The following is a 14024-nucleotide window of genomic DNA, read 5'->3' as shown; positions in this document are numbered from 1 at the left end:
TCCTCCCTGACCTCACCAGACTCCGTTATTGCTTATGATTTCCTGGAAAAAGAACCTGTTATCTCTGTGGCTGGGATGCTTTATTACAGGTTTAGGCACCAGCCAGATTCTGCCCTTTTTACCGCTCTATATCTCACAGCTCGGGAATTATGACACAGCCAGTCTGACCCTGTGGTCAGGGCTGACCTTCAGTATTACTTTCCTTATCTCGGCCATTGTTTCTCCGTTATGGGGGCGGATGGCCGACAGTAAAGGACGTAAACTGATGCTGATCCGTGCTGCTGTCGGGATGGCGATTGCGATTTTTTTCCAGGGGATGGTGACCAGTGTCTGGCAGTTATTTCTGTTACGTGGCCTGATGGGGCTGGCTTCCGGGTATATCCCCAATGCAATGGCGTTAATTGCCTCTCAGGTACCGAAAGGAAAAAGCGGCTGGGCATTAAGTATTTTGTCTACCGCGCAAATCAGCGGTTTTCTCGGTGGCCCGTTACTCGGCGGATATCTTGCCGATCATGTCGGACTGCGCCCGGTATTCCATGTCACCACTTTGTTACTGGTACTGACTACCCTGGTGACCCTGTTTTTTATCAAAGAACAGCCGCGTCAGAAATCTGAAAATAAGATCCGTACTAAGCCGGTATCTGTCTGGAAAACGGTACCTTCGCCCAGTATTATTCTGTGTCTGTTATTCTGTACTCTGGTAGTGCAATTATGTAACGGTTCCGTTAATCCGATCCTGTTTTTATATGTGCAGCACCTTGCTCCGGACAGTCATAATATTGCTTTTATGAGTGGTTTTATTGCCGCACTGCCGGGAATGTCAGCCTTAATTTCCGCCCCGGTCTGGGGACGGATGAGTGATAATATCGGACCAAAGCGGATTATTTCGGTGGCGTTTGTCATGTTTATTATATTACTGACCTTAATGTCGCTGGTCAGCAGCGTCCCCCAGTTTTCCGTATTACGTTTCCTGCTGGGGTTTGCCGACGGTGCCATGTTTCCTGCCATCCAGACCATGTTACTCACCTATTCATCGGCGGAAGTCTCAGGACGGGTGTTCGGTTATAACCAGTCATTTATGAACCTGGGCAATGTCACCGGCCCGTTGCTGGGTTCTGTCACTTCTGCCGTACTGGGCATGCGCTGGGTATTTCTGGCCTCAGCGATTGTGATTCTGATTAACCTGATTTACCTGACCCTGACCTTCAGAACCGCACAGCGGGCCGCCAGCCTGGTGACCCGTGACTGAGTGGTGACATAGCAGCCGCACTGGCTGCCATGGCGATTATGTCAGCTGAAAACGGTGGTCTGGTAATAAAGGCGCCGGCAACGGCGACTGATCGTTCATTTCCAGCATATGCCGTTCAATGGTCAGACAAATAGCATCGAGGGGTAAATGGTTGGATCCGGTACCAAAAGGCTGTTCCAGCTCTTCTGCCAGTGAATCCAGAGACAGAAAGGTGTAGGAAATAAAGGCTGACACCAGTACTGTCATATAATGCAGTTCGGTGACCAGTGAAAAAGGTAATAAAGTACAGAACAGATAGACTGTGCGGTGCAGTATCAGACTATAGGCAAACGGGATCGGGGTATTATCCAGCCTTTCACAGCCGCCGAGTAACGTTTCCAGTTTGCGTAATGCCTGGTCCATTTCGCAAAAAATAATATCGGATATTTTTCCCTGTCGCCGCAGATCCCCGAGGAACTGACCGCTGACTAATAAAATACGGTTAGCGCGGAAAGGGCTGGCCAGCACCTGCGATTGTAGTGCTGCGGGTAAAATACGCCGCAGATCTTCGGTTGCATCGGTTGATCTTAGCTGATGTTTTAGCGCATATGCATAGCCGGTCAGTAATTGAGAAAACGTGATCAATTGCGGTGAATTTTCCGGTAATACGCAATGTAACTGGCGCAACAGAATACGGCAGTTAATCAGTAATGTCCCCCACAGCAACCGCGCCTCAAGGAAACGTCCGTAACTGGCATTATTACGAAAGCCAAGGAAGATAGCGATGGCTATTCCCAGCAGACTAAAAGGGGCGGTAGACAACTTAACATTCAGGCTCTGGTACCAGGGGAGGACCAGAATAGCGACTATTGATATCGCAACATTCAGTCCCATGCGGAAGGCAATATCAGACAGTACTGAACCATGCCAGTCAAACAGGCGCAGGAACCAGTGCTGTGGTTTACGGATAATCATTTTATATTAACGCCGGAAGAATCAATGGGGCAAATTATACAATAATTCTGATGTAACACCGAACAATGCATTATCTCCGCGATCCGTCACTGGCCGCAGGCCCTTTTCCGGGTCCTTCCTGTTATAAGCACATAAACTTTACTGATATAATTGTTACAAATCAGGTAAAAAAAAACAGATCTGATTCTATTTTGTTCAATTGGTGAAAATTTATAATTTTAAATTATTTATTTAGAATCAGTTAGTTAAATAACTAAATCCTATTTATTAACTTATTTTTATCAATGTTAATACATAAATATATTCACAATTGGACACATCCGGAGTTACACTCCCCCGCAGTTTTTCTCAATGACCAGGCGTACTATGACTTATTCAAAGAAAATGGCTTTCAGCCTCTCCCTTCTCGCCTTAGCGACCTTCAGCCAGTCAGCGTCTGCTGCCAGCGAAAAAACCGATGTGTTGCTGATCGGCGGCGGTATTATGAGTGCTTCTCTGGGCACCTGGCTGAATGAACTCCAGCCGGACTGGAAACAGATTATGGTTGAAAGGCTGGACGGCGTGGCTGAAGAGTCGTCCAATGGCTGGAATAATGCCGGAACCGGACACTCTGCCAATATGGAGCTTAACTATACTCCGCAGCGTGCTGATGGTTCGATTGATATCAGTAAAGCGATTGAGATTAACGAGTCCTTTATGATTTCCCGTCAGTACTGGTCATCCCTGGTTAAACAGGGCGTACTGAAAGATCCTCATTCCTTTATTAACAGCGCACCACATATGAGTTTTGTCTGGGGTAATAGCAATGTTGATTACCTGACTAAACGCTATCAGGCACTGCAAAACACAACCCTGTTCCAGGGAATGCAGTTTTCTGTCGACCAGAACCAAATCAAGCAATGGGCACCGCTGGTGATTGAAGGCCGTGATCCGGCACAAAAAGTTGCAGCCACCTGGACTCCGCTGGGGACTGATGTCAACTATGGCGAAATTACCCGTCAGCTGGTAAGCAGTCTGCAATCTAAACCTGACTTCAGCCTTGAGCTATCCACAGAAGTGACCGCGTTTAAACGCAATCCGGATAACAGCTGGCATGTGACGGTAAAAAACCTGAAAGACAATACCGAACATGAGATTGATGCCAGATATGTGTTTATCGGTGCCGGCGGCGCAGCCCTGAAATTACTGCAGGAAAGCGGTATTCCGGAAGCAGATAACTACGGCGGGTTCCCGGTCGGTGGTTCATTCCTGGTCACAGAAAATCCGGAAGTGACTGAACGTCATTCAGTGAAGGTGTATGGTCAGGCCTCTGTCGGTGCACCGCCGATGTCGGTTCCCCATATTGATATCCGTAATCTCGACGGTAAAAAAGTGGTGTTGTTTGGTCCGTTTGCCACCTTCTCGACCAAATACCTGAAAAATGGTTCGTTGTTTGATCTGCTAAGCGCCACCACAACCAGCAATATCTTACCTATGGCCCATGTGGGGATTGATAACTTCGACCTGGTGAAATACCTGATTGGTCAGGTTATGCTGTCAGATGACGATCGTTTTGCTGCCCTGCAGGAATACTACCCTGATGCTAAAAAGTCTGACTGGCGTCTGTGGCAGGCCGGACAACGGGTACAGATCGTGAAGAAAGATCCACAGAAAGGCGGTGTGCTGAAACTGGGTACCGAAATTGTTACCGACCAGCAAAAAACCATCGCAGCCTTACTGGGTGCTTCGCCGGGTGCTTCCACTGCCGCCCCTATTACGCTGAATGTGATCGAAAAACTATTCGCGGATAAGGTACAGACACCTGAATGGCAACAGAAAATCCGTAGTATCGTCCCGACCTACGGTCAGAAAATTAACGGCAATGTCGCCCTTACCCAGCAGGTCTGGGATGATACCGCCGCCAGCCTGCAACTGACCAAACCACCGCGCATCGCGGCCCCGTCAGTAGCAAGCCCGGCAGAGAATACCCCTGCCCGGCAGGCAACTCCGCAGCAGGATATGGCCCTGTAATCGGCTACTACTGAAAAATCCGCCCCTCTCTGAGCCGGCGGATTTTTTTATCCCGCCATATTCGGCTCAGACCTCAGATCCCTGTGCCAATTTTTGCCGCCGCCGCAGATGCGGAAACATCACCATCCACAGACCCGCCACCACAAGGGTACCAATACCACCGGCCACCGACGCCGGAACTGTGCCGATAGCGCTGGCCAGCAAACCTGTTTCAAATTCACCCAGCTGATTCGAGGTATTAATAAACACAGAGTTCACTGCGTTAACCCGGCCGCGCATATCATCAGGAGTATCCAGCTGCACCATCGCACCACGGATCACCATACTGACCATATCAAAACCGCCCAATACCACCAGCGCCAACAGTGACAGGATAATGTTATCTGACAGGGCAAAAACCAGCGTCGCCACCCCGAAACCGGCAACACAACCAAACATAATCATACCTGTATGTTTATGAAAGCTGTTGCGGCTGATCCAGATGCCGGTAATCAATGCCCCGACCGACGGTGCAGCCCGCAGTGCTCCCAGCCCCCAGGCCCCTGTATGCAAGACATCATTGGCAAAAACCGGTAACAGGGCGGTAACTCCGCCCAGTAACACCGCAAACAGATCCAGTGAAATAACGCCCAGCACATCCTTGCGTTTAACAATAAAGTCGAGCCCGGCAAACAAATTTTTGAAGGTCATCGGCAGTGGTTTAACCACTTCACGTTCATATTTCAGGGTGGTCATCACCACCAGCGAGGCCAGATAGGCGATCGCCGCCGTTCCGTAGGCCACCTGCGGCGCAACGACATACAGCAACCCGCCAGCCATCGGTCCGGCAATTACCATCGCCTCGCGGAACACCTGGTTAGTCGCCATCCCTTTTGATAGCAGCCCCGCGGGCAGCAGCGCCGGTAACAGAGAGGTCATTGACGGTCCCTCAAAAGCGCGGGCCAGCGAAAACAGGCATACCAGCGCCAGTAAGATTACCGGACTGCCGGTACCGATAAAGGGTAAAACCGCCAGCCCGATAACCGCCAGAAACTCGATACTCTGACCACCGATAATCAGGGTCTTGCGATTATACTGGTCCGCCAGATGGCCCGCCGGTAATGCCAGCACTACCGAGGGTATAAACTGCATCAGGCCGATCATCCCCAGCATAAAAGTGCTGTGGGTCATGGTATACAATTGCCAGCTGACCGCCAGGGAGACAATCTGAAAACTCAGAGAAGAACAGGTTTGTGCGGCAACATAGGCCCTGAAGCCAGGATGATGAAAAACACGCGATGAAGACTCTCCGCCGGAAGAGACCATAAGCAAAACTCCGGGATTATTTACTCAGGTGATTATTAGCCCGCGAGAATAACGTATTACCCGCATCAATCCAACGTACAGAAAATGATAAATTTTGCCGCAGTACTGATAACGTTCAGCGGTTTCTGTCTCAGGGGAATCCCGCTGGTCGATTATTTTGCGGGACGGAGCCCCTCAATGGTCAGGTTTCGACTATGCTTAGCGGGTGCGCATTAACCCTGTTTTTCACATGGAGAAGAAGCATGAGCAATGATCAGAAACCAAAAATAACGACGACCGATGCCGGCATCCCGGTTGCCAGCGACGAACACTCTCTGTCGGTCGGTGCCGATGGTCCGCTGGTATTGCATGACCATTATCTTATCGAACAAATGGCTAATTTTAACCGGGAGCGAATTGCAGAACGTCAGCCCCATGCCAAAGGCAGCGGCGCTTTCGGCCATTTCCGGGTGACGGGAGACGTGAGCCGGTATACCCGTGCAGCCCTGTTCCAGCCGGGGGTAAAAACAGAGGTTGTGATGCGGTTTTCGACCGTGGCCGGAGAACGCGGCAGTCCTGATACCTGGCGGGATCCGCGCGGATTTGCGATAAAGTTTTACACCACCGAAGGTAACTATGATTTGGTCGGCAATAATACCCCGGTATTTTTTATCCGTGACCCGATGAAGTTCCAGCATTTTATCCGCTCGCAGAAACGCCGCGCTGATAATAACCTGCGTGATAATGAAATGCAGTGGGATTTCTGGACCTTATCCCCCGAGTCCTCACACCAGCTGGCATGGCTGATGGGTGACCGTGGTATCCCGAAAAGCTGGCGCCATATGAACGGTTATTCCAGCCATACTTATATGTGGGTCAATGCTGCCGGGGAGAAATTCTGGGTTAAATACCATTTTAAAACCGATCAGGGTGTTGAATGTCTGACCCAACAGCAGGCCGACCAGCTGGCCGGGGCTGACGGGGATTTCCATGTGCGGGATCTGTTTAACGCCATTAAACAGGGCGACTTTCCCCAATGGACCCTGTATATGCAAATTATGCCGTTTGCCGACGCAGAGCACTACCGGTTTAACCCGTTTGACCTGACCAAAGTCTGGCCGCATCAGGATTATCCATTAATCGAAGTCGGTAAACTGACCCTCGACCGTAACCCGACGGATAACCATGCCCAGATTGAACAGGCCGCATTTGAACCTAACAACCTGGTGCCAGGCATCGGCTTAAGTCCGGATAAAATGTTACTCGGCCGCGTCTTTGCCTATGCCGATGCCCACCGTGCACGGCTGGGGGTCAACTATAAACAGATCCCCGTTAACGCCCCTCACTCACCGGTGAACAGCTACAGTAAAGATGGCGCTATGCGTATGACACCGGTCAGTGACCCGGTGTATGCGCCAAACTCCAAAGCAGGCCCGCAGGCCGATGGCAAACAATATCCGACCGATTCTGCCTGGCACAGCAGCGGTGATATGGTGCGCCAGCCCTATGCGCTTCATGCTGAGGATGATGATTTCAGTCAGGCGAATACGCTGGTCTGTCAGGTGATGGATGATGCGGCACGGCAACGGCTGGTGGATAATGTCAGCGGGCATCTGCTGAACGGGGTTGAAGAACCGGTATTATCACGGGCATTTGACTACTGGCGAAATATCGACCGTAAAATCGGTGACCGGATAGCAGAGAAAGTCACCACTGCCCGCCAGGCAGCGAAATAACACTCAGCCCTCTGGGAAACCGCCCCTGCGCTACCGGAGGGTTACTTTGACAACAGACGTAACCCTGACTGGCTGATTTCTGCCGAATCCTGCGCCGTACAGACCCACTCTTCGACCCGTTCTGTTAGTTGCTTCTCCGTCAGACGGTATTTTCCTTTCAGGGCACATTCCCAGATAATCAACACATTCCAGCCAGCCGCCTGCAGCTTTTCGAGAATTTGCTCATCCCGTTCAGCATTCCGGTCAATTTTCTGTTGCCAGAAAGTACGGCGGGTTGCCGGAGGTTTATATAAATGACAGGAGTGACGATGCCAGAAGCAACCGTGGGTAAAAATAATTTTGCTACTGTCCTGCAGGACAAAATCGGGCCGGCCGGGTAGTTCCCGTACCTGCTGAGATGCCGGGATATTCAGTGACTGCAATAACCACAGTATTCGTTTTTCCAGGGACGTGTCACGGTCCCTGATGGCCCGCATATTTTTACTGCGGGTCGGCTCATCATGTACATCAGCCATCGTTCCTCCGGTAGTGTGACCGCCGCCGGCCTGCCAGCGTATCTTAAGTTACTTAATACGTCAGACCGGCTGTCTCATGAAAAATCATGCCGTTAAGCAAGCAGCCCGCGTCACAGGATTAAGTAATTTAAGGTTATCCTAAGCTTTTCGCCGCATAATAGCCCGCCGGTATTACTGTACCGATATACTTATATTGCTTATGACATCACTGCTTATATTACCGGCGGTGGTACCTGCGGCCAGTAATCGCAGCTAACAATACACCAGAAAAATCGTTCCCCCGCCACTGCCTGTTGTCTGGCCCGCGGGGTTATGACCAGTGGCCGTCACCACTGTTATCAGACAGATAAACTGTAACTGTCTTGCCGGAGTACCAGATGAAGATATTAATTGTTGAAGATGATGCCCTGTTACTGCAGGGTCTGATAATCGCTATGCACGATGAAGGCTACACCTGCGATGGTGTCAGCAGTGCACGGGAAGCAGAAAACTGTCTTAAAGCTACCCAATACAGTCTGGTGATCCTCGATCTTGGTCTGCCGGATGAGGATGGAATACACCTGCTGTTACGTTTACGTCGTCAGAAAATGGCTTTACCGGTATTGATACTGACCGCCAGAGATACCCTGAGCGACCGGATTATCGGCCTCGACAGCGGGGCCGACGATTACCTGATCAAACCTTTCGCTCTGGAAGAACTGAATGCGCGGATACGGGCCTTAATCCGCCGCCACAATAACCAGAGCGCCAATCTGCTGACGGTTGAGGATTTGTCGCTGGATACCGCCCATCGTCAGGTGTTCCGCAGCGGCGAATTGCTGGATCTGACGCCGAAAGAGTATGCCTTGCTGGCCCGGCTGATGATGAAAGCCGGCAGCCCGGTTCACCGTGAGATTTTATACAACGATATTTATAACTGGAATAATGAACCTTCAACCAATACCCTTGAAGTTCACATCCATAACCTGCGTGAAAAAATAGGTAAAACCCGTATCCGCACCGTGCGGGGATTTGGGTACGCTCTGCTGAAATAAAGTGTCCGTCGAAGAGGGTCAGCAAATATTGAACAGGTTACCGAAAACAACCACCCTGCGCCGGCGGTTGCTGATCACTATCGGCGCGATTTTACTGTTTTGCCAGCTAATCAGTGTGCTCTGGTTATGGCATGAGAGCAAAGAACAGATAGATCTGCTGGTCAGAGCTGTATTGCAGCAACGTAATGAACAGGGACATGTGGAAAAAGAGATCCACGAAGCGGTCGCCAGCCTGGCATTACCCAGCCTGATCATGATTTCCGTCGCCCTGATATTGTGCTGGCAGGCGGTGAAGTGGATCACGCATCCCCTGTCAGAATTACGCTATCACCTCGAAAAACGCAGCGAATTTAATCTGCAACCGGTGGAGTACCAGAGCGCAATTATCGAGATCGACGGGGTGATCCACGCGATTAATCAGATGGTCGAACGTTTAACCACCACCCTCGAACGAGAACGGCTGTTTACTGCCGATGTCGCCCATGAATTACGTACCCCGCTGGCCGGGCTGCGGTTGCATCTTGAATTAATTGCCAGACAGCATCCCATTGATATGTCGGCTCTGATCCATCGTCTCGATCAGATGACTGACAGTGTTTCACAGCTGCTGCAACTGGCACGGGTTGGGCAGTCATTTTCCGCTGGCAGTCAGCAACCGGTGCCACTGGTCAGCGCTGTCACCCGTCCCCTGCGTGACAGTTTGCTGACCATGATCAAGCTGCGGCACCAGCACTTAATTTTGCCGGATGACAGCGCAGACTTTATCGTCAAAGGCGACCCGACATTATTACAGCTGGTGGTACGTAACCTGACAGAAAACGCGCACCGTTACAGCCCTGAACACAGTACCTTACAGGTGAGTATTCAGCAGCTAACCGCGACTGACGGTAAGCAATATATTGAGCTGGCGGTAGAAGACCAGGGACCCGGCATTGATGAAAGCAAAACCGGTGAGCTCAGCAAAGCCTTTACGCGGATGGATAGCCGCTACGGAGGGATTGGGCTGGGACTCAGTATTGTCAGCCGGATCTGTCAGCTGCATGATGCAACGTTTTGTCTGACTAACCGTACCGACCGTCAGGGGTGCCGGGCAGCGGTACGCTTCATAAAGCAGGACATTGTTACGGAAAACTGCTGAACCAGACCAGCAGAAAGGTTGCCAGCACACACAGACCGAGCAATGTGGCACTGAGTTCACCGAAAGAAATAGCCGCGACTTTATTCATCATACTCTCCTGTCTGGTTTGTCAGGAGAGTATGCAGGTTAATCATTAAGATTTTATTAATCGGGAGAAGATAATGACGGCAGGTTAAGGTGCAGCAAATTCCGCTTTCGCTTTTGCCAGCTGGGCGTTAAAGGCCGGAGAGGTATGCAGAGTCGCCACCACCCCTGAAGCCACTACCCGTGCAGCATCAACATCACTCTGCCAGTGATAGCCGCAAATGACACGGCTTTGCCCGAGTTCATAACCCCGCTTAAGGATTTCATTCTGCCGCTGCGGGTTAATTTCGGCCAGTACCAGCGCCGTGGCCCAGCCAATAGCCGTATGACCAGAGGGGTAAGAACCGTTGGTCGAAAGTTCATCCTGTTGCCGGGTATTACAGGTCGCCACCTGGTAGAAAGCAAACGGACGGATACGCATATAATGCTGCTTTGCTGAGCGGGTTGCCAGGTCCCCGGCATCTTCGATCATGTTGGTCAGCAGTTTATACAGTTGCGGCGTATTTCTGGCCGTAATTTCGCGTCCGAAGGCCGCAGAAAATGCATTCGCCACCCCGCCGCTGCTCAGGTTAGCATCCTCGGCCGCCAGCTTGCCGCGGTCGGTGTTACGTAATAAGCGCCCCTGTTCGTACATCGCCTGATCATTCAGAAAAGCGATACTGCCAATTGCCGGAGGCGGGGGCAGCAGTGCCAGGCTGTCAATGGACTGACTATTGGTCAGATAATAGAGGTCTGGTTTGGTGGTGACATCATCCCCGGCAGGGGTTGCCGCCGCAGCAGCAGCACCATAAAACAGTGCTGATATCAGTAGTGCCATCGTCAGTTTTTTAGTCATTATGTCGTCCTGTGATAAGTACATTCCCGGAAAAAATACGTTACCACGTCACGTATCACCGAAACTCCTGCACTGGTCACAGTTCAAAAAAATAACGCTATAATGTTCAGGATCTCTGCCGTTCGTGACTAAGTTAATAACTATCGACGATTAACAGTTCATTTACACCCGGGGATTACTGTTCCTGCCCGGCCGGGCAGGAATATCTCAGAGTAAAGAGGCGCCCAGCAAAGTCTCGAGGGTTTTCAGGGGAGAATGTTGCGGATTTACCATATCTCTGGCCGGCAACAGAAACGTCTGTTCCAGCATAAACTGCCCCGACATGGCTGCGTGGGGGGTTTGATCAGAAAAACAGATCCAGCTGCTGCCCGGCGGAAAACTCACCTCAAGCTGTGCACCCGATGACTGGTAGTCTGTATCGGCTTTCATTGCGTCGTGCAACCCCAGCATAATATGGTCATAACGGGTGCGGTAACTTTTGGTGATCCCCAGCTTTTGCTGTAACAGACTGCTCAGGGGATGGTAACGCCCCACCCGTGGCAGGAATCGTTTGACCAGCGACGGAAATGGCTCACCGACCCGCCAGACCCGGGCTTCACCGTGCGGATTAATATTGGTGAAAATGCGCAGGATACGTTCCCCGTGGATAGGCCGCGACGGGAAAGCATCCACATGTAACCGGGTATCATCTTTACGCCATGAACTGCCTTTCTTCCACACCGCTACCGGATGAACCCGCAACGTGTTAATCGGGGTGTGCAGTACCGGAACATAAGCAGGCAGCAGACTACCGATCAGCTGCTGACAGACCTGATGATGGCGTTGCAGCAACTGACGGATCACCGTTTCGTCTGCCTTGTCGGCGACACCAAATAACTGATCAGTCTCAGCGCGGTAGCTGATATTTTTTCGCCCCGGCTGAACGGTTTGCTCCCGCAGACGTGGCTGTTCATCCGGAGTAAGAGGAAAACCTAGTCGTGGCAGGCTAAGAACTGCGCCCTGCTCAAGGGCCGTCAGGGCCTGCTGGCTGAAACTCCCGCCATCTGCCCAGTCATTCAGAGGTAAAGTGAATATCACGTCGTCATAACGCAGCGTATCGGTCTGCATTTCTGACTCCTTGTTTAAGAATTTTATACTGTTAAGAATAATAGAGTTAAGAAAATTGTTTAACGCCAAAAATGCGAATCAGTCTCATCCGGACAAAATATCAGCAACGAAACAGCCTCAGACCGCTAACTCCTGATAGCTGACCATCACATGTTCACGGTAGGCTGCTCGCCGGGTCAGTCGCTGGTAGTAAGCTTCGACGGCCGGTAATGCTGCCCGCCGGATATCCAGATCAAAATAGCGATACAAAATATGGCCGAACTGGATATCAGCCAGAGTGAATTCCGGCCCGGCCAGATACGGGTGACGCAATAATTGTTGCTCTGCAATATTCAGAAAACGGGTCAGCCGCTGTAAAGCGACGGTAAGTGCCTGCATATCACGCTGTTCCGCCGGAATACGCACCAGGGGCCAGAACACCGGCATAGTAAAATTAATGGCAATATTAATTTTTGACCATTCCGCCCACTGGTCGATAACACAGCGTTGATTCACATCAGATGGCCAGAACGGCGGGTCACCATAGAGCGCCGCCAGATGACGCAGAATGGCACCAGACTCCCACAGGGGAGTTCCCCCGTTGATACTGACGACGGGTACCGTACCGTTGGGGTTCATGGCCAGAAACGCCGGAGTATCATTGCCGCCAAACCTGTGTCCGATATCATAGCGTTTATAATGCTGCTGCAGTTCGGCCACCGCCCACATCACAGCCTGTACATTTGACGAGGTTTTGCGCCCCCAGATTTCTATCATCGATATTCTCCGTCAGTCACAATTTACCGGTTCTGCTGCACCACCGCCTGTGACACTGGCGGTTTTTTTCTGCGGGTTGCCAGCCAGCAAACCAGAGAACCAAAGCAGACCATCCCTGTGCCCTGCCAGAATGAAAGGGTCAGGGCGGAGTGCAGCATAACTGAAGCCAGTACCGCTGACAGTACCGGAATAAAATAAGAAACAGTCGCCAGTAAGGTGGCATTTCCGCGCAGAATACCAATATTCCATGCCGCGTAACCCAGGCCGAACGCCAGGGCTGCCAGTAACAGGCTTATGGTGGCAGGCAGACTGACACTGAAAGGACTGGCGGAAGAACTCAGCTGTTTCACCCACAGGGTGGCCGCAGTCAGCATAAAGAAGAAGGTAATTCCGTTACTGCCACGAGCCAGCTTTTGGGTGACAACACAGTACACCGCCCAGATAACCGCTCCGCTGAAAGCCAGACCGTAACTGAACGGGTTTTCTCCAATATGCCGGGTTATCTGTATCAGGGAGAGCGGCTGGTTACCGGACAACACCTGAAGAATGCCTGCCAGCGACAGGCCAATGCCCGGCAAAATTGTCCAGTGTACCCGCTGACGGTTTACAATGATCCCCAGAACCACGGTCATTGCCGGCCAGAGATAATTCACCATCCCGACTTCGATGGCCTGCTGAGCATTTTGTGAAAAACCCAGCGACAGGGACAGGCAGATTTCGTAACTGACAAACAGTAAGCTGCCGATCAGCAGGTAGCTGCGCGGAAATGTTCTGAGTTTCGGGAAGCCAACAGTCAGTAACAGCACCACCGAACTCAGGGTATATACCAGCGCAGCTCCTCTGACCGCCCCGAACCCTTCACTGACATGTTTGATTAGCCCGACATTGGCACTCCAAAGCACAATAGCGGCTAAGCCGATGACCGTCGCTTTTGTCGAATTCATGACTACCTATCCTATTTATCTGCTGTTCAGGGGGCGCCGGGAACGTCAGAGGCTGCCTGAGCAGGCAACCATTTGCCGGAAAAAACCGGTCTGTCGTTCATAATATTTACTGGTTTCAGGGTATCGGCTGGCTGTCATCCTGTCACGATTTTTCCCGATCCCTGACGTAACTTCTTTTACCTGCCACCTCAGCCCGTCTCTGTTCAGGAGAAATCACCGGCTGTACCAGCCGCAGGCGATGCCACGCAAAGGATTGCGCTCTTCGCCGGAAACATTTATTGTGCCTGCGCCCGGTGAGCGGATGGCCTTGCCGGGGCAGAAGATCCTGCGGCGGCCGGAGTGCTGTTTTTACTGCCTGAAACCCGGTTTATCGAGAAT

At 51.4% G+C, this 14024-nt stretch carries 12 protein-coding genes; 5 read left to right on the top strand and 7 right to left on the bottom strand.

The window, feature by feature from the left end:
* Positions 1-34 precede the first annotated feature (34 nt).
* Entirely contained in the window at positions 35-1249 is a 1215-nt protein-coding gene (locus tag JK216_RS00210; RefSeq protein WP_212711324.1) for an MFS transporter, read from the top strand.
* Between the two features lie 36 nt (positions 1250-1285).
* Here the strand turns inward: JK216_RS00210 and JK216_RS00205 are convergent, their stop codons facing one another.
* A complete protein-coding gene (locus JK216_RS00205) occupies positions 1286-2203 on the bottom strand; it encodes a bestrophin family ion channel (protein ID WP_212706912.1) in 918 nt (305 codons plus the stop codon).
* A gap of 366 nt (positions 2204-2569) precedes the next feature.
* On the opposite strand from JK216_RS00205, the gene mqo reads away from it, so the two are divergent.
* A complete protein-coding gene (mqo, locus tag JK216_RS00200; protein WP_212710104.1) occupies positions 2570-4213 on the top strand; it encodes a malate dehydrogenase (quinone) in 1644 nt (547 codons plus the stop codon).
* 66 nt (positions 4214-4279) lie between these two features.
* Here mqo and JK216_RS00195 read toward each other — a convergent pair whose 3' ends face one another.
* A complete protein-coding gene (locus JK216_RS00195) occupies positions 4280-5518 on the bottom strand; it encodes an MFS transporter (protein WP_212710103.1) in 1239 nt (412 codons plus the stop codon).
* A 242-nt stretch (positions 5519-5760) separates the two neighbouring features.
* On the opposite strand from JK216_RS00195, the gene JK216_RS00190 reads away from it, so the two are divergent.
* Positions 5761-7233, top strand: coding sequence for a catalase (locus JK216_RS00190; RefSeq protein ID WP_212706909.1), 1473 nt, complete (start codon positions 5761-5763; stop codon positions 7231-7233).
* Between the two features lie 41 nt (positions 7234-7274).
* Here JK216_RS00190 and vsr read toward each other — a convergent pair whose 3' ends face one another.
* On the bottom strand, positions 7275-7748 hold the full coding sequence (gene vsr, locus JK216_RS00185; RefSeq protein WP_212706908.1) for a DNA mismatch endonuclease Vsr: 474 nt from the start codon (positions 7746-7748) through the stop codon (positions 7275-7277).
* A gap of 377 nt (positions 7749-8125) precedes the next feature.
* On the opposite strand from vsr, the gene pmrA reads away from it, so the two are divergent.
* Positions 8126-8782, top strand: a complete 657-nt coding sequence (gene pmrA / locus JK216_RS00180) for a two-component system response regulator PmrA (protein WP_212710101.1) — start codon at positions 8126-8128, stop codon at positions 8780-8782.
* Positions 8783-8807: 25 nt separating this feature from the next.
* On the top strand, positions 8808-9920 hold the full coding sequence (pmrB, locus tag JK216_RS00175; protein WP_349290151.1) for a two-component system sensor histidine kinase PmrB: 1113 nt from the start codon (positions 8808-8810) through the stop codon (positions 9918-9920).
* Between the two features lie 172 nt (positions 9921-10092).
* On the opposite strand, the gene phoC is transcribed toward pmrB, so the two are convergent.
* The 4 genes from phoC to yddG all read right to left on the bottom strand — a co-directional run bounded on the left by phoC (position 10093) and on the right by yddG (position 13646).
* Positions 10093-10839 carry an acid phosphatase PhoC gene (gene phoC, locus JK216_RS00170; RefSeq protein WP_212706906.1) on the bottom strand — a complete coding sequence of 249 codons (747 nt, stop codon included), beginning with the start codon at positions 10837-10839 and terminating at the stop codon, positions 10093-10095.
* 207 nt (positions 10840-11046) lie between these two features.
* Positions 11047-11946, bottom strand: a complete 900-nt coding sequence (locus tag JK216_RS00165) for a Kdo hydroxylase family protein (RefSeq protein WP_212706905.1) — start codon at positions 11944-11946, stop codon at positions 11047-11049.
* A 117-nt stretch (positions 11947-12063) separates the two neighbouring features.
* Positions 12064-12702 carry a glutathione S-transferase family protein gene (locus tag JK216_RS00160; RefSeq protein WP_212706904.1) on the bottom strand — a complete coding sequence of 213 codons (639 nt, stop codon included), beginning with the start codon at positions 12700-12702 and terminating at the stop codon, positions 12064-12066.
* Positions 12703-12725: 23 nt separating this feature from the next.
* Positions 12726-13646, bottom strand: a complete 921-nt coding sequence (gene yddG, locus JK216_RS00155; RefSeq protein ID WP_212706903.1) for an aromatic amino acid DMT transporter YddG — start codon at positions 13644-13646, stop codon at positions 12726-12728.
* Positions 13647-14024: the final 378 nt, after the last annotated feature.

Source organism: Tatumella sp. JGM94 (assembly GCF_018257595.1).
GTDB lineage: Bacteria > Pseudomonadota > Gammaproteobacteria > Enterobacterales > Enterobacteriaceae > Tatumella > Tatumella punctata.
This window is presented reverse-complemented; position numbering and strand designations above follow the sequence as displayed.